This is a genomic window from Roseobacter sp. HKCC-CH-9208 (genome assembly GCF_037805125.1).
Classification (GTDB): domain Bacteria; phylum Pseudomonadota; class Alphaproteobacteria; order Rhodobacterales; family Rhodobacteraceae; genus M30B80.
Map to the genome: position 1 here is coordinate 857737 of NZ_JBBLYK010000001.1, position 21660 is coordinate 879396.

General features: G+C 56.9%; 19 protein-coding genes and 1 tRNA gene. 8 read left to right on the forward strand and 12 right to left on the reverse strand.

Annotated features, from left to right (window positions below):
- Window positions 1-9: 9 nt before the first annotated feature.
- Window positions 10-1683, forward strand: coding sequence for a choline dehydrogenase (gene betA / locus AAC621_RS04260; RefSeq protein WP_340256319.1), 1674 nt, complete (start codon window positions 10-12; stop codon window positions 1681-1683).
- 435 nt (window positions 1684-2118) lie between these two features.
- Here betA and AAC621_RS04265 read toward each other — a convergent pair.
- Window positions 2119-2195 (reverse strand) — tRNA-Arg (locus AAC621_RS04265).
- A 60-nt stretch (window positions 2196-2255) separates the two neighbouring features.
- Window positions 2256-2567: an ETC complex I subunit gene (locus AAC621_RS04270; protein ID WP_340252539.1), complete on the reverse strand. Its 312-nt coding sequence runs from the start codon at window positions 2565-2567 to the stop codon at window positions 2256-2258.
- Window positions 2568-3010: 443 nt separating this feature from the next.
- On the opposite strand from AAC621_RS04270, the gene uvrB reads away from it, so the two are divergent.
- Together uvrB and AAC621_RS04280 are read left to right on the forward strand one after the other, a co-directional pair.
- On the forward strand, window positions 3011-5200 hold the full coding sequence (gene uvrB, locus AAC621_RS04275; RefSeq protein WP_340256322.1) for an excinuclease ABC subunit UvrB: 2190 nt from the start codon (window positions 3011-3013) through the stop codon (window positions 5198-5200).
- A gap of 170 nt (window positions 5201-5370) precedes the next feature.
- Complete coding sequence (locus tag AAC621_RS04280; RefSeq protein ID WP_340252541.1) at window positions 5371-6627, forward strand: lytic murein transglycosylase; 1257 nt, start codon at window positions 5371-5373, stop codon at window positions 6625-6627.
- Here the strand turns inward: AAC621_RS04280 and AAC621_RS04285 are convergent.
- Complete coding sequence (locus AAC621_RS04285) at window positions 6619-7107, reverse strand: tRNA (cytidine(34)-2'-O)-methyltransferase (protein WP_340252543.1); 489 nt, start codon at window positions 7105-7107, stop codon at window positions 6619-6621. The two genes, AAC621_RS04280 and AAC621_RS04285, sit on opposite strands and share 9 nt — an antisense overlap.
- The gene (locus tag AAC621_RS04290) at window positions 7100-7696 is read right to left on the reverse strand and encodes a carboxymuconolactone decarboxylase family protein (protein ID WP_340252545.1); all 597 of its coding nucleotides are present in this window, start codon (window positions 7694-7696) and stop codon (window positions 7100-7102) included. Before AAC621_RS04290 ends, AAC621_RS04285 begins: the two co-directional genes overlap by 8 nt.
- A gap of 82 nt (window positions 7697-7778) precedes the next feature.
- On the opposite strand from AAC621_RS04290, the gene AAC621_RS04295 reads away from it, so the two are divergent.
- Window positions 7779-8258 (forward strand): pyridoxamine 5-phosphate oxidase, encoded by a 480-nt coding sequence (locus AAC621_RS04295; protein WP_340252547.1) that lies wholly within the window; start codon window positions 7779-7781, stop codon window positions 8256-8258.
- Here AAC621_RS04295 and AAC621_RS04300 read toward each other — a convergent pair.
- The 3 genes from AAC621_RS04300 to AAC621_RS04310 form a co-directional block, all read right to left on the reverse strand.
- A complete protein-coding gene (locus tag AAC621_RS04300; RefSeq protein ID WP_340252549.1) occupies window positions 8255-8623 on the reverse strand; it encodes a hypothetical protein in 369 nt (122 codons plus the stop codon). The genes AAC621_RS04295 and AAC621_RS04300 overlap by 4 nt on opposite strands.
- 8 nt (window positions 8624-8631) lie before the next feature.
- Window positions 8632-9066, reverse strand: a complete 435-nt coding sequence (locus AAC621_RS04305; RefSeq protein WP_340252551.1) for a DUF4864 domain-containing protein — start codon at window positions 9064-9066, stop codon at window positions 8632-8634.
- Between the two features lie 71 nt (window positions 9067-9137).
- Entirely contained in the window at window positions 9138-10718 is a 1581-nt protein-coding gene (locus AAC621_RS04310) for a lysine--tRNA ligase (protein WP_340252553.1), read from the reverse strand.
- A gap of 116 nt (window positions 10719-10834) precedes the next feature.
- Here AAC621_RS04310 and AAC621_RS04315 point away from each other — a divergent pair, with 116 nt between their 5' ends.
- Both AAC621_RS04315 and AAC621_RS04320 read left to right on the forward strand, forming a co-directional pair.
- Window positions 10835-11254, forward strand: a complete 420-nt coding sequence (locus tag AAC621_RS04315) for a tellurite resistance TerB family protein (RefSeq protein WP_340252555.1) — start codon at window positions 10835-10837, stop codon at window positions 11252-11254.
- 35 nt (window positions 11255-11289) lie between these two features.
- Window positions 11290-12555: a SulP family inorganic anion transporter gene (locus tag AAC621_RS04320; RefSeq protein WP_340252557.1), complete on the forward strand. Its 1266-nt coding sequence runs from the start codon at window positions 11290-11292 to the stop codon at window positions 12553-12555.
- A gap of 3 nt (window positions 12556-12558) precedes the next feature.
- Here the strand turns inward: AAC621_RS04320 and dacB are convergent, their stop codons facing one another.
- Window positions 12559-14040 (reverse strand): D-alanyl-D-alanine carboxypeptidase/D-alanyl-D-alanine endopeptidase, encoded by a 1482-nt coding sequence (gene dacB / locus AAC621_RS04325; protein WP_340252559.1) that lies wholly within the window; start codon window positions 14038-14040, stop codon window positions 12559-12561.
- Window positions 14041-14102: 62 nt separating this feature from the next.
- Entirely contained in the window at window positions 14103-14708 is a 606-nt protein-coding gene (locus AAC621_RS04330) for a nicotinate-nucleotide adenylyltransferase (protein WP_340252561.1), read from the reverse strand.
- Between the two features lie 144 nt (window positions 14709-14852).
- Here AAC621_RS04330 and ettA point away from each other — a divergent pair, with 144 nt between their 5' ends.
- A complete protein-coding gene (gene ettA / locus AAC621_RS04335) occupies window positions 14853-16508 on the forward strand; it encodes an energy-dependent translational throttle protein EttA (RefSeq protein WP_340252563.1) in 1656 nt (551 codons plus the stop codon).
- Window positions 16509-16724: 216 nt separating this feature from the next.
- Window positions 16725-17258, forward strand: coding sequence for a DUF4329 domain-containing protein (locus AAC621_RS04340; RefSeq protein ID WP_340252565.1), 534 nt, complete (start codon window positions 16725-16727; stop codon window positions 17256-17258).
- Between the two features lie 3 nt (window positions 17259-17261).
- On the opposite strand, the gene gcvP is transcribed toward AAC621_RS04340, so the two are convergent.
- The 3 genes from gcvP to gcvT are packed head-to-tail and all read right to left on the reverse strand — an operon-like array spanning window position 17262 to window position 21608.
- Window positions 17262-20102 (reverse strand): aminomethyl-transferring glycine dehydrogenase, encoded by a 2841-nt coding sequence (gcvP, locus tag AAC621_RS04345; protein WP_340252567.1) that lies wholly within the window; start codon window positions 20100-20102, stop codon window positions 17262-17264.
- Between the two features lie 22 nt (window positions 20103-20124).
- Entirely contained in the window at window positions 20125-20487 is a 363-nt protein-coding gene (gcvH, locus tag AAC621_RS04350) for a glycine cleavage system protein GcvH (RefSeq protein ID WP_340244695.1), read from the reverse strand.
- Window positions 20488-20504: 17 nt separating this feature from the next.
- Entirely contained in the window at window positions 20505-21608 is a 1104-nt protein-coding gene (gene gcvT / locus AAC621_RS04355; protein ID WP_340252569.1) for a glycine cleavage system aminomethyltransferase GcvT, read from the reverse strand.
- Window positions 21609-21660 lie beyond the last annotated feature (52 nt).

The window sequence follows — 21660 nt, forward strand, 5'->3', positions numbered from 1 at the left end:
GCGGAAACGATGCAAGCCGATTACGTCGTCATCGGCGCGGGCAGCGCGGGCTGCGCCATCGCCTACAGGCTGGCCGAAGCGGGCAATTCCGTGATCGTCGTCGAACATGGCGGCAGCGATTGGGGCCCCTTCATCAATATGCCCGCGGCCCTGTCCTACCCGATGGGCATGTCCCGCTACGATTGGGGCTATGTGACCGAGCCAGAGCCGCATATGGGCGGCCGAGTCATGGCCTGCCCGCGCGGCAAGGTGCTGGGCGGGTCCTCCTCGATCAATGGCATGATCTATGTGCGCGGCCATGCCCATGACTATGACACATGGGCCGAAATGGGAGCGGACGGCTGGTCTTACGCCGATGTGCTGCCCTATTTCAAACGCGCGGAAACCTGGCATGGCGATGCGGGCGATGCGGCCTATCGCGGCCATGACGGCCCGCTTCACATCACGCGGGGGCCGCGCAAGAACCCGCTGTTCGATGCCTTCATCCAAGCGGGCGCCAATGCGGGCTATGGCGCGACCGACGACTATAACGGCGCGCGGCAAGAAGGCTTCGGCGCCTTCGAGATGACGGTCTGGCAGGGCGAACGCTGGTCAGCCGCCAAGGCCTATCTGCGGCCTGCGCTCAAGACGGGAAAATGCAGCGTTGCGCGCGGGCTAGTGGACCGGATCGAAATCGCAGATGGCCGCGCCACCGGCGTGCGGCTTGTCGGCGGTCAGGTGATCGGCGCGCGTGCCGAGGTGATCTTGTCGGCAGGTGCGATCAACTCCCCCAAGATCCTTATGCAAAGCGGGATCGGCCCTGCCCAGCATCTGGCAGACCACGGCATCCCCGTGATCGCCGACCGCGCGGGCGTGGGCCAAAACCTGCAAGACCATCTGGAGCTTTACATCCAGTTCGCCGCGACAAAACCCGTCAGCCTTGCGCCCTATTGGTCGCTCTGGGGCAAGGCGCTGGTCGGTGCGCAATGGCTGTTCTTCCGCAAGGGCTTGGGCGCGTCGAACAATTTCGAGGCTTGCGGCTTCATCCGGTCGCGCGCGGGCATTTCCTACCCCGATATCCAGTATCACTTCCTGCCCATCGCCGTGCGCTATGACGGCAAGACGGCGGCCCAAGGCCACGGGTTTCAGGCCCATGTCGGGCCCATGCGCTCGAAAAGCCGGGGCGCGGTCAGCTTGCGCTCGGCCGATCCGCGCGAAGCCCCGCGCATCTTGTTCAACTACATGTCACACCCCGAGGATTGGGATGAGTTCCGCACCGCCATACGGCTGACGCGCGAGATTTTCGCGATCGAACCGATGGCGGGTTTCGTCGATCACGAGATCCAGCCGGGGGCGGAGGCGCAAAGCGATGAAGCCCTCGATGCCGTCATCCGCGACCATGCCGAAAGCGCCTATCACCCTTGCGGCACCTGTCGCATGGGGCGTGCCGACGACCCTTTGGCGGTCGTCGACCCGGAGGCGCGGGTGATCGGCGTCGATGGGCTGCGCCTGGCCGACAGTTCGGTATTTCCCCAGATCACCAATGGCAACCTCAACGCGCCTTCGATCATGGTGGGCGAAAAGGCGGCCGATCACATCCTTGGCCGCGCGCGCCTGGCGTCCGAGAACCTCGATCCTTGGATTGCGCCCGATTGGCAGAACGCCCAGCGCGAGGCCATGGCACAGACAAAAGCGGCGAAATAGGCGCGACACATGCGTGTCGCCTGTGGGAAAACCCGGGGATTTTCATCGCTACATGATCTGGAGCGATCTTGAGTGTTATCTGGTTGGCGTTGTTGATGAACGCTGTGGCAGTCTAAAACTAACCTTGATGGGCTATGGGTTTACGGAAGAAGTCACGCTGGACAACGCTATTGAAAAAGCTGCGACGTCGCACCAGCGATGGTCCAGATCATCCTTGGACCCTTGCCCATAGGTCGATCAAGCAGGAGAGTAGGATAGCTCATCGGTCGGGAGCAACGCGCACGCGCGCGGGAGCAAACACGCAGCCGCGTGCGCGTAGAACGGTGGGTCGCAATTTGACGTCAAATTACGCGATTCCACGCCATCTTGTCTCGCTGAGCGTCTCGCTGAATTTAAAAATTCAGGCCCCGTCATCGATTTTACCACCTATTTTTATGGCGATCCCTCGAGGACTCGAACCCCGAACCTGCTGATTAGAAGTCAGCTGCTCTATCCAGTTGAGCTAAGGGACCGCATACGGGCTGATTACCCAATCTTAGGGCCTGCGTAAACGGGCAAAGGGGGATGTTGGGTTAATGCGTCCAAACCGTGCGGCGGTTGGTGGCGAAATTCTCGCCATAGCCGCCTGCGCGCACATTTGGCTTGCGCGATTTGGGGCGCAACACCACTGCTTCGATCCCATGGGCGCGGGCGTAATCCTCGGCCGCTTCTTGGCTGTCGAAATAAAGGCGCACTTGCGCTTTCGTATCGCCGCTTGATGTCCACCCCATCAGTGGATCAATCTCGGGCGCGCTCTCAGGAGCAAATTCTAGAACCCAATCCTTGGTTTTTGCAGTGCCCGAGGACATTGCGGTTCTGGCGGGTTTGTAAATGCGCGCGACCATGGCTTGCTCCGTCATTCTATTGGTTCTGAGCGTTCGGGGTATCGCTCAGCCATCAAAACTGGTTCACATATCGGCAAAACGCGCGGAAGTTGCAAGATGAAGATGAGCGCGGGCATCAGGAAATACCCCAAAATTGAATTGCCGGCCGAGATCTAGGGAGCGAGGGGTGGGTGGTGCGATCCCGACCGACAATCAATTTGCTGCTTGCAAGAAAAAGCTACGGAAATTTTCTCTCGGATGTAATCAAAATTTCTCCTTAAAGTTGTATAAATTTGCGACAAATTGTTCTGAGTTGATTAACTTTTTGGAAACCTCACAGCGCCCCAATGAATGAGCCCTCTATCGCTTGTCCTTGGCGCGCAGCGCGATAGGATAGACCCTGCGCACAGACCATGCGTGTGACCTGTGGAAGGGCCAAAATGCATAACAATTCGCCAAGCTCTATGCCCGATTTGCCACGCGCTGCGTCCCCGCGCGAGGGACGCGCCAATAGCGATCGTTTGGCACGCGAAAAACTCGAAGGCGGCAAGCGCTTTGTGATGCAGACCGAGTTTATCCCCGCGGGCGACCAACCCAGCGCGATTGCCGAGCTTGCAGCCGCCGTAACAGATGGGGATCGCAACCAAGTTTTGTTGGGCGCAACTGGCACGGGCAAGACCTTTACCATGGCCAAGGTGATTGAAGAAACACAGCGCCCCGCAATCATACTTGCCCATAACAAGACCTTGGCAGCTCAGCTTTACGGGGAGTTCAAAAACTTTTTCCCCAATAACGCGGTCGAGTATTTCGTCAGCTACTACGATTACTACCAACCCGAGGCCTATGTCCCGCGCACGGACACGTTCATTGAGAAAGAAAGCCAGATCAACGAACAGATTGACCGAATGCGCCATTCCGCCACCCGCGCGTTGTTGGAACGAGACGATGTGATCATCGTGGCATCGGTGTCCTGTATTTACGGCATTGGCTCGGTCGAAACCTATACGGCTATGGCAGTCGATCTATTCGCAGGACAAGACTATGATCAACGGCAGGTCATGGCCGATTTGGTTGCACAGCAATATCGGCGCAATGATCAGGCGTTTCAGCGCGGCTCATTCCGGGTGCGCGGCGACAGTTTGGAAATTTGGCCTGCGCACCTCGAAGATCGGGCATGGCGTCTTTCGTTTTTTGGCGAGGAACTCGAAGGCATCACCGAATTTGATCCGCTGACGGGTCAAAGCACCGATAAATTCGACAAAATCCGTATCTACGCCAATTCGCATTACGTCACCCCACGCCCAACCATGCAACAGGCGGTGAAGGCCATCAAAGAAGAATTGCGCCAGCGCTTGGATCATCTTGTGGCTGACGGGAAACTGCTTGAGGCACAGCGCCTTGAACAGCGCACAAATTTCGACATCGAAATGCTTGAGGCCACAGGCGTCTGCAACGGTATTGAGAACTATTCGCGCTATTTGACAGGCCGCGCCCCGGGCGAGCCGCCCCCCACCTTGTTTGAATATATTCCAGATAACGCCATCGTCTTTGCCGATGAGTCGCATGTTACTGTTCCGCAGATCGGGGGCATGTATCGCGGAGACTATCGGCGCAAATTTACTTTAGCCGAACACGGGTTCCGACTGCCCTCTTGCATGGATAACCGACCGCTGAAATTCGAAGAATGGGACGCGATGCGGCCACAATCTATCTTTGTTTCGGCCACCCCTGCTACTTGGGAATTGGAACAGGCAGGCGGCGTCTTTACCGAACAAGTGATCCGTCCAACGGGCCTGTTAGACCCGCAAATTGAGATCCGGCCAATTGAGACGCAAGTGGATGACCTGTTGGATGAAATCCGCCAAGTCGCGGCCAAGGGCATGCGTGTGCTTGTCACCACATTGACCAAGCGCATGGCCGAAGATTTGACCGAATATCTCCATGAACAAGGCGTCCGCGTGCGCTATATGCATAGCGATATCGACACAATCGAACGGATCGAGATTTTGCGCGATTTGCGCCTTGGCGCCTTTGACGTTCTGATCGGGATCAACCTGTTGCGCGAAGGATTGGACATTCCCGAATGTGGGCTTGTCGCAATTTTGGATGCCGACAAAGAGGGCTTTTTGCGTTCTGAAACCTCGCTCATTCAAACCATCGGACGGGCCGCTCGAAATGCGGATGGCCGTGTCATCATGTATGCTGACCGGATCACAGGCAGCATGGAACGCGCGATTGCGGAAACGGATCGCCGCCGCGCCAAGCAGATCGCTTATAATGAGGAACACGGGATCACCCCCACAACAGTGAAGAAGAATGTCGAGGATATCTTGGCGGGGCTGTATCAAGGCGATGTGGATATGAGCCGCGTCACCGCAAAAGTCGACAAACCTATGGTCGGTGCAAATCTGGCTGCCCATCTCGATGGGCTGCGCGCACAGATGCGCAAAGCAGCAGAGAATTTGGAATTTGAAGAGGCCGCGCGCTTGCGCGATGAGGTCAAGCGCCTAGAGGCGGTGGAACTGGCTGTGGCGGATGACCCGCTGGCCCGCCAATCTGCCGTGGATGAAGCGGTCGAGGCGGCAAGCGCCGCAAAAGGACGCAGCACCGCAGGGCGGCCTGGGCAACGGGGTGGGGTCAAGCGCCGCAGATAGGGCGGCACCCTGCGCGCCCTCACAGCCCAAGCTCGCCTTTTGAACCGCGCCGACAAAGGCCTCTGAAACGGTACATCTGCCAATTTTTGTGGATCATCATCCCGCATTCTTATCGCCCTTGCGCGAAGAATTTGGTAGAAGGACGCGCATAAGAACAAGAGGCCGCGAGCATGACCCTCACCAGACGCATGATGATGCTAACCACGGGCGCATCCCTGCTTGGCGGGTGCGTGCCAAACCCGTTGGATGGCTTGACCCAAGCAGGTCAAAACTTCTTGCGCCCAACCCCGCCTGATCTGCAACCAACCCCAAATGCGGGCTATGCCCAATGGGTGGCCAATTTCAAATCTCGCGCAGAGGCACGGGGAATACACCCCGTCACCATTTCGCAAGCTTTCCGTGGCACAGGCTATTTGCCAGGTGTCGTGACCCGCGACCGCAATCAGGCAGAATTCTCTCGCAGTTTCGAGGATTATTTGAACCTTGTCGCCTCTGAGGCCAAGGTGACTTCGGGCCGCGCAGCCTTTACCAATCAATCGCGCCTCTTGCGCCGCATCGAAGACCAATACGGCGTCCCACGCGAAGTGGTGGCGGCAATTTGGGGCGTTGAAAGCGAGTTTGGTACAAATCGCGGGGATATTCCCGTGATCTCAGCCACATCGACCCTTGCCTATGACGGACGGCGCGCGGCCTTTTTCGAGGCGCAGCTTTTTGCTGCTCTGCGGATTTTAGAGCAAGGCCATACAGCCGCCGAAAACCTCAAAGGATCATGGGCAGGGGCCATGGGGCATACCCAATTCATTCCCACCACCTTTGCGGCCCATGCGGTGGATTTCAATGGTGATGGCAAAAAAGATATTTGGAGCATTGATCCCACAGATGCCTTGGCCTCAACCGCCGCCTATCTGCGCGAAGGGGGCGCATGGCAAAGCCAATTTGGCGTGGGTTGCGAGGTGCGCCTGCCCCAAGGATATTCGGGGCCTTCTGGGCGCGGCGCGCCAAGCACGCTTGCCACTTGGATTGCGCGCGGCGTGGTGCCTGTGGTGACGCCCACCCGCAATTTGGGCAATCCCGCCCTGCTGCTGCCTGCAGGGCCAAACGGGCCTGGGTTCCTCGTTTCGCCCAATTTCAGCGCGCTCTTGCGATATAATGCATCGGATAATTACGCGCTTGGTGTCATCTACCTCGCAGGGCGGCTGACTGGGGCGGGGCCTATATCAACGCCATTCCCACCAGATCAATATGGACTGCTGATCGAAGATCGCCGCGCTATCCAAGGGGGCCTTAAGGCGCGTGGCTATCAGATTGGCAAGATTGATGGCGTATTTGGCCGCCAAACCGAAGCCGCCATTCGCGCCTTTGAGGCTGAAAGAGGATGGCCCATCACAGGCCAACCCTCGCAAACCCTGCTGACCGCTTTACGCTAAGGCGTGACTGCGCAAGGCTTGGTAGGCTGCCGCGCAAGCGATATTCGCCAGATTCAAAGAGCGAATATGCGGGGAATACATCGGCAAGGAGACAAGCCGATCCGCATGGGCTGCGATAATCTCAGGAGACAGCCCTGTCGTCTCACGGCCAAAAACCAAATAGGCATCTTGGGGAAATTCGACCTCATAGGCCGATTGCGCCCAATCATTTTCAAAGAGAAACAACTGATCCGCGCGCGGCCTGCGCGCTGCGATAAACGCTTCCCAATCATCATATTCTGTCAGGCGCACATGTTTCCAATAATCCAATCCCGCGCGGCGCACTGATTTCTCCGATAGCTCAAACCCATAGGGTCGGATCAAGATCAATTCCATATCCAAGCCCACGCAAGTGCGCCCAATCGTGCCCGTGTTCCCGGGTATCTCAGGTTGGAACAACACGATCTTCATCTGATGCGGGGCTTGGGGGCGCTCAGACATGCTTGCCGACACTCCACCCAGTGGCGTCTTTCAAACGCGCCTCACCTTTGCTGATTGGAAGATCTTCTAGGGCGGATCCCATACTGTCATTCCAACGATTAAGATACCCAAACAGCGCGACAACGGCCATGATCTCGACCACAGCAGACTCGCCCCAATGCGCCTTAAGGCGTGCGCCGATTTCTTGTGTCACCGCGTTTGGCACAAGGGTTGCCGCCTGCGCAAAGGCCAAGGCGGCTTTCTCGGCCTCGGTAAAATGGGGGCTATCTTCAAAGGTGAACACATCGTTCAACCGATCTTCTGACGCGCCAAACCGCTCGGAGGCCAAGATCATATGGGCCTGACAATACAGGCAGCCTGATGCCTGACTGGACACATACCCAAGCAGGCGTTTGAATTCAGGCGTGACTGCGCCGTAATCCGTCATGACCGCCACGTTCAAATCGGTAAAGGCCCGCGCGATTGGCGCACGATGTGCCATGGTGCGCACAGAATTTGGGATCACCCCCAACGGCCCTTTGAAAAACTGAACGTGATCTGCCAGATCGCGCTCCATTTCCTCTTCCTCAAGCGGGCGGATCAATGCCATGATGCGGGTCTCCATTCTTTTCCCTGTGCTGCGCAGACCGTGGCGCGCAGAGGCAAAACTTGCAAGCGAAAGGCGCGGGCCAATGGAAAAAGCGACAAACCCCATACGCCCGACCGACGATGCGGCGCGCGCATTGGCCCGTGGGATATTGGCAGACCATAACTATGCGGCGCTTGGGGTCACTGACCCGCAGACAGGTGCGCCCACTCTCAGCCGTGTCGCCTATGTCTGGCTGCCTGAGACAGCACAAATTCTTAGTCTTATTTCAGATCTCTCCGCGCATAGTCGCGCCTTGGCAGAGCGGCCAAACTGTGGGCTGTTGATCGGCTCTGTGCATGATCGCGGCGATCCTTTGACCCATCCCCGCCTGAGTTTAGAAACCTATGCCCTGCCCTGTGACAAGGCCGAAAAAAAGGCGGCCTATCTGGCCGCCTATCCCAAAGCAAAGCTCTATTTTGATTTTGGCGATTTCCGTATGGTGGAATTCACCGTCAAAGCCGCGTTTTTAAATGGCGGCTTTGGTCAGGCCTTTCACCTTACCCCCGATGATCTGCGGCCTTAGGGCGTGTCACAGCGCGCGGTCAATTGCAATGTGCCACGCACAGGCTGAGGCCAGTTCAGGCGAATTGAGCCGCGCCCAACCCGATGCCGCGTGGTGGCATAGGGGGTGACGTATTGGACAACATTGCCGCTGTTGCGCAACAGCCCCTCAGGCAGGGCAGAGGCCGCAACCCGCGCCTGACCCTCAAAGGGCAGCCAATCGCGCAAATCCACCTCCCAAACCTGCTGCGGGCTGTTTTCCGTGACGGCAAGCGTCACAGGGTTTTGGGTGTCCCGCAAAGCCCTGAACCGAACCTCGCAGAATGTAAAATATTGGTTTGATAGATGCGTTGCGGAGGGGTTCCACGTCAAACGTGTTAAAAACATCTTAATCCTTAGACCGAGGCGGGCGGCTGCGGCATGTAATGGACACCATTGATCCGCCAATCACCCGCAATCTGGACCATTTCGTAAATCAAAAGATGGCTTTGCCAATCGCGATCAATTACTTCGACCTGCTGAAAAACGCCAGTTTGGGTCATACGCGCCGCACCAAACCGATAGGTCAGCGGATGCCACACCATGGGATAACCTTGCTCGACCATGCGGGCAAATTGATCCTGATCGCCAAATAAATTTTGAATAAGGGGGCTTGCATAGCTCCATGCGCGGGGGATGTCTTGGGCGCGAAAGGCTTCAAGCTGGGCGGCAATGGTCGCTTCAACGCGATTATCAATCTCAGGTGCAGACTGCGCCAGCGCCGAGCGCGGCGCACCGGCCAAGCCCACCCCCAGAACCAGAATCAAAGTGATGACATAATGACGGATCACGCCTGATGACCTTTGACCTCTATCCCTTGCTGGCAAGAGGTAGGGGGCAAAAGGTAAAGGTCAATTGCGCCTCATGCCGCCAAATCGCCGCGCAATCCTGCCTCGATCAGCGCGATTGTCTCGTTCACACCATAAAGCGCGATGAACCCGCCAAAGCGCGGGCCTTGGCTTGCGCCCATCAACACCTCATAAAGTGCGCGGAACCAATCGCGCAGCGGCTCGAACCCATGATCTTTGCCAACCGCAAAGACAAGCGTTTGCAGCGCCTCATCTTCAATCGGCCCATCATAGACCTTGAGCCGCGCAACAAGATCCCCAAGGGCAGCGCGCTCTGTGTCATTGGGCAGACGAAAGGTTTTTTCTGGCTTCACAAAATCATTGTAATACCGCACCGCAAAACCCGCCGCTTGATCCATATCTGGATTGGTTTCAGGCGAGGCATCAGGCGCATAACGGCGGATGAACCCCCATAGGGTTTCCTTGTCTTCCGCCCCAGCCACAGAGGCAAGATTGAGCAACATCGCAAAACTGACCACCATATCGGAGGCAGGCACAGTGCCGTTATGAATGTGATGCACAGGGTTGGATAATTTCTGCGCCCAGTCCTGATCAGGATAAGCCCGCAATTGTTGGTGATATTCATCCACGGCCTTGGGGATCACATCAAAATAAAGCCGCTTGGCGGTTTTGGGTTTGCCAAACATAAAATAGCTCAAGGACTCGGTCGAGGCGTAGCTGAGCCATTCATCAATCGAAATCCCGTTGCCAGACGATTTCGAGATTTTCTGCCCTGTCTCATCCAAGAACAATTCATAGGTGAAATGATGCGGCGCAGGTGTGCCTAAGATTTCACAAATCGCGTCATAAATCGGCGTGTTTGTGGAATGGTCTTTGCCATACATTTCGAAATCAACGCCCAACGCCGCCCAGCGCGCGCCAAAATCAGGCTTCCACTGCAATTTGCAATTGCCGCCCGTCACGGGCAGCGTCCATTCACGCCCATCCTCATCATCAAAGGTGATCGTATGGTTCTGCGCATTCACCTCTTTCATCGGCACATACAGCACGCGGCCCGTTTCAGGGTGGATCGGCAAGAAGATGGAGTAGGTCTGTTGGCGTTCTTCGCGCAACGATTTCAACATCACCTTCATGATATCGTCATAGCGCTCCGCAGCACGCTTTAGAACGGTATCAAACTGGCCTGACCGATAGAATTCGGTCGCCGAATAAAACTCATATTCAAAACCAAATGTATCGAGAAACCGCCGCAGCATGGCGTTGTTATGGTCGCCAAAACTGTCAAATTCTTCGAACGGATCAGGCACTGATGTCAGCGGCTTTTGTAGATGCTCACGCAGCATGTCTTGGTTAGGCACATTGCCCGGAACCTTCCGCATCCCATCAAGATCGTCCGAGAAACAAATGAGACGCGTTGGAATGTCGCTGATCGCTTCAAAGGCGCGGCGGATCATTGTGGTGCGCAGCACCTCGCCAAATGTGCCGATATGTGGCAAGCCACTGGGGCCGTAGCCCGTTTCAAACAGCACATAGCCCTTTTCAGGCGGGGCTATTTCATACCGTTTCAAAATCGCGCGCGCTTCCTCAAAAGGCCAAGCTTTGGAACTGAGGGCGGCATCACGAAAATCAGACATTTGGCTTCATCCATCACAAGCGCGGCATCGGGTGGCCGCATCGCCCCTGCACCTATTGCGGCAACCGAGCGGGGTCAATAATCTAAACCCAAAACAGAACCCTGAAAGGATCCCGCATGAGCTCTGAAACCTCCCTTTCTGCGCAAGACGCGCTCGTTGCGCTCATGATGGCAGTCTCGCTCTCGGATGAGTCAGTCGGCACCGCTGAGCTGGTCACCATTGAGGCCTTAGTGAATAACTTGCCAGTCTTTGCCAATTACGATGCAGATCGGATGCAAAATGTCTCAAAAACTGTGTTCGACCTGTTCGAAGAGGAAGATGGCTTGGATGCGCTGTTTGGTCTAGTGAACCAAGCCTTGCCAGAAAAGCTCCATGAAACCGCATATGCGCTGTGCTGCGATGTGGCCGCCGCAGATGGGTTATTGGGGCAAACGGAACTGCGTATGCTAATGGAAATCCGCTATCAATTGGACATTGATCGTCTTGCGGCGGCAGCGATTGAACGCGGCGCACGCGCGCGGCATGTTACACTTTAAGGCGGCAATTTTCGCCGCGATTCGATGGCGGCACCATGAAACCACAAATCCTAAGCACGTGGCCGGGCTATACGGCAGCGGCAGCAACGCGTGACGTTTTTGCAGGCGTCACTGTGGCGATGGTGGCCATTCCCCTGTGCCTTGCGATTGCGATCGCCTCGGGTGCAGAACCCATTCATGGGCTGATCACCGCGATTGTGGGCGGGTTCCTCATTTCTGCCCTTGGCGGCAGTCATGTGCAAATTGGCGGGCCAACAGGCGCGTTCATCGTTGTGGTCTATGATGTCATCTCTCAACATGGGATGGATGGCTTGGTATTGGCCACGCTGATCGCGGGCGTGATCCTATCGCTCGCTGCACTGTTTCGTGCAGGCAGCCTCATCGCGCATATGCCAGAACCCGTGATCAACGGATTTACCGTTGGCATTGCGGTGATTATCGCCACAAGCCAACTGCCCGATTTTTTGGGAATTCCCTTAAATGATGCGCCCGCGCATTTCTTGGGAAAACTGGCCGCTATTTGGCAGGCGCGTGATCAAATCGCACTGCCAAGCTTTGCGATTGGCCTTGCAACCATGGCGGCCATCGTCCTGTTGCGGCGGTTCTTTCCACGCTTCCCGGGCTTGATTTTAGCTGTCGCGGGGGCGTCTGGACTGGCGTTTATGTCCCTACCTGATGTGGCCACAATCGGCAGTCGCTTTGGCGCATTACCCACCGAATTCCCGTGGCCGACCCTGCCGCAGATCACCTATGAGCGCATAGTGGAATTGCTGCCCTCTGCCCTCATCATCGCCTTTCTGGCAGGGATCGAATCGCTTCTATCGGCGATGGTCGCAGACCGGATGACCAAGAATGTGCATCGCCCAAATGCAGAATTGATGTCACAAGGTGTCGCCAATCTGGCATGTGCGGCCTTTGGATCGCTTCCCGCAACGGGTGCAATTGCACGCACGGCGACCAATATTCGCGCAGGCGGCACAACCCCTGTTGCGGGGATGGTGCATGCGGGGGTCATCTTGTTGGTCTTTCTTTTTGCAGCGCCTTTGGCAAATTACTTGGCCCTGCCCGCTTTGGGTGGGCTGCTGTTGCTGACGGCTTGGAATATGTCCGAACCGCATCATTGGAGCAGCTATGTAACAGCGGGGCCCGTCTCTGATCGTGGCCTCTTTGTGCTGACGCTGGTTTTGACGGTCTTCACGGATCTAACCGTTGCAATCGCTACGGGTGTGGCCATCGGCCTTGCGCTGAGACTGAAGCGGCGCAAAGTTCCGCCGCAAGATTGGACACCGCCTGATCGGTAAATGTCACCCAAAGCCGCGCAGCCATGACACTAGCATATCATTTTGCAATGTGCGGGCGCGACCTATCCATGTCCGCCCACCGGGGGGGCGGTCGCGCTCATCAGGGCCAAGCGCCGCACGGCGGGGCAAATCTGCATTAAAAATAGCGAAGGCCAAGGACCGATTGGGACCCTCGATATAGCCGGTTAAGGTTGAGACAAAATTCAACGTGCCTGTCTTCGTCACAATCTCGGCCGTGCCAATTTGGGCTTGCACCTCGTCATTCACGCGATGCGCCCGCAACAGGTTTCGCAAGCGCCCCCTTGGCCCCGCCACCACCAAAGCCTGCACCATTTGCACAGGCGTCATCTGGCTTAAATCCTGCAAGCCAGAATGATCATGTAACTCAGCCCGCCCCGACACATAGCGCCCTTCAAGCCGTGCCGCCATGTGATCGGCAGATTGGCGCAAACTTGGATTGGCCGCCCCCGTTAGGGTCTGTGTTGCGCGCAATCCTACGACCTCAGCCGTGAGATTTGTCGAATAGCGCAGCATAGAGCGCAGCATCGCATCAAGCGGCGCGCTTGAAATTTCCGAAAGAACCACAGCCTCAGACGGCACGGCAGTTGCGCGCTGCACCCTGCTCAGTACGATGCCAGAGGATCGCGCAAGGGAGGCAAAAACTTCACCCACATAGGCGGCCGTATTGCGCACAGGCAACCAGCGCCCCCCATCACCCGTAAGGGCCGATCTGGCCACCGACCAACCCTCGCGCGCCGTTGCCGTTTCCGCGCGGTAGTCCAAAACAGGGGCCGCGCGATCCGCGACTGACAAGCCAATTCCCAAAACCGCAGGGCGCAAGTCATCCGCGCGGGCATCAAGCCCAACCTGTAGGCCATTCGTCCCCTGCTCCCATGCCAGATAGACCCTGTTAAAATTCAAGTTCAGACCCGAGATTGCAGGATTATACCCCGCATAATCGGCCTGTGTCACATCGATGAGGGGAATGGACGGCAGGGATGTATCCACGAGGTGCAGCGCGCCTGTCACCTCGCGCAGACCTATATCGCGCAGGCCCGTGACCAGCGTGGCAAGCCCCGTGGTGTCCAAATGGGGATCCCCCTCGCCATACAGCCAAAGATCCCCTTCAAGCCGCCCGTTTCGCAAATTTCCCGTGGCCAAAACCCGCGTTGCAAATCGATAGCCTGCCCCAAGGGCGTCCAACGCGTAAAGCGTGGTTAAAACCTTCATCGTGCTTGCGGGGGGCAAGTTTGCGCTGGCGTTATGGCCCTGTAATATCTCGCCCGTGCGCGCATCGGCCACAACAGCGGCCACCGCGCCTTGATAGGGGCTTGCGGCAATAAGGTTCTCAAGACCTGCGGCCCCTGCGGGGGTGGGCGCGGTCGGACGCGGCATCGGCACGAGGGAAGACAACGGGGCCTGCCCATAGGCCGCGCTTGCCGCAGCCGAGATACCACCCGCCAAAACCCCGCGCCGCGTGATCATCTGCCCACCTCGTTATCCTTTGCCAATCTTGCCGCGCGGTAAGCCAAGCCCGAACGGGTTTCTCAAGACCATACACCCGCTGCGCGCAATTGCGATGAACTTTCACTGCGCAAAGGTAGGGTAAGATAAGTCCAAGCTGGGGCTTCGTAATCGGCCAAGCTATAGGCCAATTCAGGCGCCACCCGCGCGGCATCGTAGGCGCGCGCAGCTTTCGAGAAGCGGGCAGGCAACCCCGCTTGCGGGCGCGCAAAAATAGCAATCGGTAGGCTTGAGATGATCTCCTGCCAATCCTGCCACAGGTGAAACTGGGCCAAATTATCAGCCCCCATCATCCACACAAACCGCAGCTTTGGATAAAACGCCTGCATTTGTCGCAAGGTCTGCGCGGTGAACCTTGTGCCAAGCTGCGCTTCAATACCCGTGACCCGCAGTTTCGGATGGCCCGCTTGCAAGGCCCGCGCGGCGTTGATCCGCGCATCAAGGGGCGCAGGCCCGCGAGATTTCAACGGATTACCTGGGCTGACCAACCACCAAACCTGATCCAACCGCAGCCGCTTGAGCGCCTCACGACTGATATGCAAATGCCCCGCATGTGGCGGATCAAACGAACCACCAAAGAGGCCAATGCGTGCAGCCTCAGGGGCAAAAGGCAAGGTGTGGCGAAACACAGGGTAAACTTCCACGACAAATCAGACGTCCACCTTCGCCTCTATCACGAAGCAAAGCCGCAAGGAAAGCAGGCGAAGCGATTGCCGAAAGCAGCCATCCCCATTAGAAGAGGACAAAATCTACTCTCAAAGGACAACGCACGCATGGCCTCCTATCAATATGTCTACCACATGGACGGTGTCTCTAAGACCTATCCTGGTGGCAAGAAATGCTTCGAGAATATCCGCCTCAGCTTCTTGCCCGGTGTGAAAATCGGTGTGGTCGGTGTCAACGGCGCAGGTAAATCCACATTGCTGCGGATTATGGCGGGCTGGGACAGGGACTTCTCTGGCGAGGCATGGGCCGCGCAAGGCGCAAAGGTGGGCTATCTGCCTCAAGAGCCGCAACTCGATGAAACCCTCACAGTGCGCGAAAACGTCATGCTGGGTGTGGCCGAGAAAAAGGCCAAGCTTGATCGCTTTAACGAATTGGCCATGAACTATTCGGATGAAACCGCCGATGAAATGGCCGCGCTACAAGATGAGATTGACAGCAACAACCTGTGGGATCTCGACAGCCAGATTGATGTGGCCATGGAGGCCTTGCGCTGCCCGCCCGATGAGGCCATGCCAGAGCATCTTTCAGGCGGGGAACGCCGCCGCGTGGCGCTGTGCAAATTGCTCCTTGAAGCGCCTGATATGCTGCTGTTGGACGAACCGACCAACCACTTGGACGCGGAAACCATCGCTTGGTTGCAGCAGCATTTGATCGACTACAAAGGCACGATTTTGATCGTCACCCATGACCGTTACTTTTTGGACGACATCACAGGCTGGATTCTCGAACTCGACCGCGGCCGCGGCATTCCATACGAAGGCAATTACTCAAGCTGGCTGGAGCAAAAAGCCAAACGCCTTGAGCAAGAAGCCCGCGAGGATAAATCGCGCCAGAAAACTCTTGAGCGCGAATTGGAATGGATCAGACAGGGCGCAAAGGCGCGTCAGGCCAAGCAAAAGGCCCGTATCAACGCCTATGAAGAATTGGCGGGCCAATCCGAGCGCGATAAAATCAGCCGCGCACAGATCGTCATCCCCAATGGGCCACGCTTGGGTCAAAAGGTGATCGAAATCGAAAACCTGACCAAGGCCTATGGCGACAAGTTATTGATCGAAGATCTCAGCTTTAGCTTGCCGCCTGGCGGGATCGTGGGCGTGATCGGGCCAAACGGCGCGGGTAAATCCACGCTGTTTCGGATGCTGACGGGCCAAGAAGGGCCTGACGCGGGCACACTTGAATATGGCGATACGGTCAAGCTGTCCTATGTCGACCAATCCCGCGATGCACTGGATCCAGAAAAAACAGTTTGGGAAGAGGTTTCGGGCGGGGCCGAGATCATCGAACTGGGCGATGCCACGATGAACAGCCGCGCTTATTGCTCGGCCTTCAACTTCAAAGGCGGAGATCAGCAAAAGAAAGTGGGCCTTCTGTCAGGGGGCGAACGCAACCGCGTGCATATGGCCAAACTTTTGAAATCAGGAGGAAATGTTCTTCTGTTGGACGAACCGACCAACGATTTGGACGTGGAAACCCTGCGCGCGCTCGAAGACGCGCTGACGGATTTCGCAGGCTGCGCCGTGGTGATCAGCCACGACCGCTTCTTCCTTGACCGCATCTGCACCCATATCCTCGCCTTCGAAGGCGAGGCCCATGTGGAATGGTTCGAAGGCGCCTTCTCCGATTACGAAGAAGACAAAAAACGCCGCCTCGGGCCAGATGCGCTTGAGCCGAAACGGGTGAAATACAAGAAATTCGCGCGGTGAGATAACAAAGCCGCCCCGCTACGGGGCGGCTTTCTCTCGGGTGAATTCTGACGATGAACCCGAACGCTGCATTCATTTTCAACTCCGTGAGCGCAGACCCCACACTCGCCAATCTTAAGAAACACGACATGAGTTCCTAGATTTCCCAAACCTAAGCTCTGGTTTACTGCCCCAATTCCTTTATTTCATAGGCAACTGGTTCAGGGAGCACCGCCCATGCCCAAGATGAAGTTGACCCTTGCAAGTCTGTTCGTTGGCCTGTGCCTCGGCCTGCCCGCCCATACGCAAGATGCGGATGAACAGCAATTGGTCATGGCACTGATGCACTCCATGAACCGTCATTCCATCACCTATAACCGCGAGGTCTGTGGCTACGTCCTGCGCAATCAAGCGGGGCGCTTGTCCAGTTCGAAATCCAGTTGGGGCGGGCGTGACAGTTGCGCGATGATGGATGCGCCTGCGGGGATGCGGATTATATCCTCTTGGCACACCCATGCGGCTTTTGATCCGCGCTATGATAATGAGGTGCCCTCCACGATTGATGTTGAGAGCGATATGAGCCGTGGCACGAATGGATGGGTCGCCACCCCTGCGGGGCGGTTATGGTTTATTGATGGCCAGAGGGGCGTGATGCGTCAGGTCTGCGGCGAGAATTGTCTGCCCGCAGACCCAAATATTGTCTCAGACCCACATCCCGAAGCAGCCAAAACCTACACGCTCGATCAGCTGTATCGCCGCTTCGGGGGTTAGGGCCTATTCCGCCGCGTCCAGATAATCTGTGACGGGCGGGCAGGTGCAAATCAGATGCCTGTCGCCATAGACATTGTCCACGCGGTTCACGGGCGGCCAATATTTATCAACGCGGAACGCCCCCGCAGGGAAGCAGCCCACCTCGCGGCTATAGGCGCGCTCCCATGGGCCAACCAAATCTTCGACCGTATGGGGCGCATGGCGCAAGGGGCTGTCTTCGGCGGCGATTTTGCCCGCCTCGACATCGGCAATCTCCGCCCGAATAGCGAGCATTGCATCGCAGAAGCGGTCAATCTCCGCCTTGGTTTCGCTTTCGGTTGGTTCGACCATCAATGTGCCTGCCACAGGCCAACTCATCGTGGGCGCGTGAAAACCGTTATCCATGAGACGCTTGGCGATATCATCGACCGTCACGCCCGCCTCGGCAAAGGGGCGGCAATCAAGGATGCATTCATGCGCGATATGCCCGCCCTGCCCTGTGAACAGGATCGGATAGGCATCCGATAGGCGCTTGGCGATGTAATTGGCATTGAGAATTGCGATTTTGGTGGCCTGCGTCAGACCTGCCCCACCCATCAATTTGATATAGGCATAAGAAATCGGCAAGATCGAAGCCGAACCATAGGGCGCGCCCGACACAGGCCCTTGGTCGCTGTCCAATTCTGGATGTCCCGGCAGATAGGGGGCAAGATGCGCCTTCACGCCAATCGGCCCCATGCCCGGCCCGCCACCACCATGCGGGATGCAGAAGGTTTTGTGCAAGTTCAAGTGGCTCACATCTGCCCCGATCTCACCGGGTTTGGACAGGCCCACCATGGCGTTGAGGTTCGCACCATCCAGATAGACTTGGCCCCCATGGGCATGAGTGATCTCACAAATCTCGCGCACCGTGCCTTCAAACACGCCATGGGTGGACGGATAGGTGATCATGCAAGCGGCCAGACGATCACCCGCCGCCTCGGCCTTGGCGCGGAAATCTTCAAGATCAACATCACCGTTTTCCGCAGATTTGACCACAACCACATCCATTCCCGCCATCTGTGCAGAGGCAGGGTTGGTGCCATGTGCGGAAACAGGGATCAGACAGATCTTGCGATGATGATCCCCGCGCGCCTGATGATAGGCGGCAATGGTCAAAAGGCCTGCATATTCACCTTGCGCACCCGAATTGGGCTGCATCGACATCGCATCATAGCCTGTGATCTCGCACAGATAATCCGACAGGGCCGCCAGCATTTGCGCATAGCCCTCGGCCTGATCTTGTGGCGCAAAAGGGTGCAGCCCGCCAAATTCGGGCCATGTGATTGGCATCATCTCAACCGCGGCGTTCAGCTTCATCGTGCAAGAGCCAAGCGGGATCATGGCACGATCCAGTGCCAAGTCACGATCCGACAGGCGGCGCATATACCGCATCATCTCGGATTCCGCGCGGTTCATGTGGAAAATCGGATGGGTGAGATACTCTGTTTCCCGCAAGAGCGCGTCAGGGATAGATGGCGCTTCAACCGCATCCAAAAGCGGTGTGCCAAACGCCTCACAGACCGCGGCCAAATGGGCTTCGGTTGTCACCTCATCCACGGAAATACCAATCCGATCTTGACCAACATCACGCAGGTTGATCCCCCGCGCCACAGCCGCGGCCATGATCCGCGATTGTTTGGCCCCGACCTTGACTGTGATCGTGTCAAAATAGCTTTGCGTCAGCGGCGCAAAGCCGCCCGCCTCCAGACTTTTGGCGAGACGCGCTGCGTGCAAATGCACCCGCTGCGCAATCGCGCGCAATCCGCGCGGGCCGTGGAACACCGCATAAAGCGAGGCCATGACGGCCAAAAGCGCCTGCGCAGTGCAGACATTCGAGGTGGCTTTCTCGCGGCGAATGTGCTGCTCGCGCGTCTGCAAGGACAGCCGATAGGCACGGCGCCCCTGCGCATCGACCGATACGCCAACAAGCCGACCCGGGATGGCCCGCTTATAGGCCTCGCGACAGGAAAGAAATGCTGCGTGCGGGCCACCATATCCCAGCGGCACACCAAAGCGTTGCGCTGAGCCCACCGCGATATCGGCGCCAATCGCCCCAGGCTCGCGCAGAACTGTTAGGGCCAGCAAATCCGTGCAAACAATCGCCACGGCATTTGCAGCATGCAAGGCCGCAACTTGCGCAGATGGATCATGGAGATCCCCAAATGTGCCTGGATATTGGAAAATCGCACCAAAGACCGTGCTTGCGTCCATATCCTTCGGATCGCCCACAATCACCTCAATCCCCAAAGGTTCTGCACGGCGCTGCATCACGGAAATATTTTGCGGGTGGCAATTTTGGTCGATGAAGAAACCACGCGCCTTTGATTTTGCAACGCGCTCGGCCATCACCATCGCTTCGGCGCAGGCGGTGGCCTCATCAAGAAGCGAAGCATTGGCAATCTCAAGCCCTGTTAAGTCAGCAACCATCGTCTGGAAATTGAGCAGGGCCTCAAGGCGGCCTTGGCTGATCTCAGGCTGATAGGGGGTATAGGCCGTATACCAAGCAGGGTTTTCCAAGACATTGCGTTGGATCGCAGGCGGGGTATGGGTGTTGTAATACCCCTGCCCAATCATCGAAACCATGACCTTATTCTTGGCTGCAATCTCGCGCATATGCGCCAGCAATTCCGCCTCAGACATTGCCGCCCATTCAAGTGGCTTGGTCTGACGAATATCCTTCGGCAATGTTTCATCAATCAGCGCATCCAAATCTGGTGCACCGATCACCTTTAACATCTCTGCCATTTCGGCAGGGGAAGGCCCGATATGGCGGCGATTGCCAAAATCAGTCGGATCATAGGTTTCACGCATCCACTTTGTCATGTCTCACACCTGCTCGGGGGGCTTATTCGCCAATGAAATCTTTGTATTCATCCTCGGTCATGTAGGCATCGACCGCAGAGAGATCGTCTACCTTCATCTTAAAGAACCACGCCTCACCGGTGGGATCGTCATTGACCAAAGAGGGGTTATCAACCAAGGCGTCATTGACCTCGACAATCTCACCATCCAGCGGGGCCAAGATGTCAGAGGCCGCTTTGACAGATTCAATAACCACAACCTCATCACCCTTCGCGGCTGCAGTCTCAAGCTCTGGCAATTCTACGAAAACCACATCACCCAACTGAGTGGCCGCGTGTTCGGTGATGCCGACCACAACCAGATCACCATCGACCAACAACCATTCATGTTCTTCTGTGAAACGCATTTGGATGTCTCCCTGTCTTATCGTTTGTAGGATGTTTTGAAGAATGGCAGATCAACCTGCCGCATAGGATGTCGTTTGCCACGCAATTCGCCCCAGATTGGCGCATCTGCATCCGTGTCAGATTGCACCAGCGCCATCGCAATCGGGTGACCCAGGCTTGGGCTAAACCCACCCGAAGTGATCTCGCCGATTTGTGTTTGGCTTGTCTCTGACAAAAACAGGGGCACACCGCCGCGCATCGGCGCGCGCCCCTCTGGCACAAGACCGATCCGTTTGCGCGCAGCTTCACCCGCAAGATGAGAGGCAATTACCCCAACACCCAAATACCCGCCCGCCTTGGCCCCATCGGGGCGGCGTGATTTGGAAATACCCCAAGACAAGCCTGCCTCAACTGGGGAAATGGTTTCGGAAAGATCGTTGCCATATAAGGGCAGGCCCGCCTCCATCCGCAGACTGTCACGCGCCCCCAAACCAATGGGCGCAACCTCATCCATCGCCAATAAAGCGCGGGCGAAGGCATTGCAGACGGGCACAGGCACGGAAATCTCAAACCCATCCTCGCCCGTATAGCCAGAACGGCTCAGCCACAGCTCCGAACCTTGCCATGTCAATCTGCGCACATCCATAAAGCGCAGTGTCGCTACATCAGGCAGCAGACGCGCAAGCGCGCTTTCGGCCAGTGGCCCCTGCAAAGCCAAAAGGGCACGGTCAATGATGACCTCAAAGCCCGTCAAATGTTTCTCAAACAGTGCCAAATCCTCGGCGCGGCGGGCGGCATTGATCACGATAACGAAACAATCTTCATAGCGCGCGATCATGAAATCATCGACCAAACCACCCACCTCATTGGTGAGGAAACCATAGCGCTGGCGACCCTCTGCGAGGCCTTCAACCTCAATGGGCGCGATCCGCTCAAGTGCCGAAGCTTGATCTAAGGGCAGCCGCACCTGCCCCATATGCGAGACATCAAATAGTCCCGCCTTTTCGCGCGTCCAAAGATGTTCGGCCATCACGCCCGCAGCATATTGCACGGGCATAGAGTAGCCCGCAAAAGGCACGAATTTTCCGCCTAGTTCTGCGTGAAGCCCCTTAAGTGGCAGTTCCAAAAGCCCCGTGGTCATCAACCCTCCAACACCCCGAGATGTACTCGGAATCGGTTACGCCGAAAAATCG

Excerpts from the sequence above, each read along its gene's own strand:
- betA (WP_340256319.1), top strand. The coding sequence starts at position 10 with ATGCAAGCCGATTACGTCGTCATCGGCGCGGGCAGCGCGGGCTGCGCC.
- AAC621_RS04270 (WP_340252539.1), bottom strand. The coding sequence starts at position 2,567 with ATGGTCGCGCGCATTTACAAACCCGCCAGAACCGCAATGTCCTCGGGC.
- uvrB (WP_340256322.1), top strand. The coding sequence starts at position 3,011 with ATGCCCGATTTGCCACGCGCTGCGTCCCCGCGCGAGGGACGCGCCAAT.
- AAC621_RS04280 (WP_340252541.1), top strand. The coding sequence starts at position 5,371 with ATGACCCTCACCAGACGCATGATGATGCTAACCACGGGCGCATCCCTG.
- AAC621_RS04285 (WP_340252543.1), bottom strand. The coding sequence starts at position 7,107 with ATGTCTGAGCGCCCCCAAGCCCCGCATCAGATGAAGATCGTGTTGTTC.
- AAC621_RS04290 (WP_340252545.1), bottom strand. The coding sequence starts at position 7,696 with ATGGCATTGATCCGCCCGCTTGAGGAAGAGGAAATGGAGCGCGATCTG.
- AAC621_RS04295 (WP_340252547.1), top strand. The coding sequence starts at position 7,779 with ATGGAAAAAGCGACAAACCCCATACGCCCGACCGACGATGCGGCGCGC.
- AAC621_RS04300 (WP_340252549.1), bottom strand. The coding sequence starts at position 8,623 with ATGTTTTTAACACGTTTGACGTGGAACCCCTCCGCAACGCATCTATCA.
- AAC621_RS04310 (WP_340252553.1), bottom strand. The coding sequence starts at position 10,718 with ATGTCTGATTTTCGTGATGCCGCCCTCAGTTCCAAAGCTTGGCCTTTT.
- AAC621_RS04315 (WP_340252555.1), top strand. The coding sequence starts at position 10,835 with ATGAGCTCTGAAACCTCCCTTTCTGCGCAAGACGCGCTCGTTGCGCTC.
- AAC621_RS04320 (WP_340252557.1), top strand. The coding sequence starts at position 11,290 with ATGAAACCACAAATCCTAAGCACGTGGCCGGGCTATACGGCAGCGGCA.
- dacB (WP_340252559.1), bottom strand. The coding sequence starts at position 14,040 with ATGATCACGCGGCGCGGGGTTTTGGCGGGTGGTATCTCGGCTGCGGCA.
- ettA (WP_340252563.1), top strand. The coding sequence starts at position 14,853 with ATGGCCTCCTATCAATATGTCTACCACATGGACGGTGTCTCTAAGACC.
- AAC621_RS04340 (WP_340252565.1), top strand. The coding sequence starts at position 16,725 with ATGCCCAAGATGAAGTTGACCCTTGCAAGTCTGTTCGTTGGCCTGTGC.
- gcvP (WP_340252567.1), bottom strand. The coding sequence starts at position 20,102 with ATGACAAAGTGGATGCGTGAAACCTATGATCCGACTGATTTTGGCAAT.
- gcvH (WP_340244695.1), bottom strand. The coding sequence starts at position 20,487 with ATGCGTTTCACAGAAGAACATGAATGGTTGTTGGTCGATGGTGATCTG.
- gcvT (WP_340252569.1), bottom strand. The coding sequence starts at position 21,608 with ATGACCACGGGGCTTTTGGAACTGCCACTTAAGGGGCTTCACGCAGAA.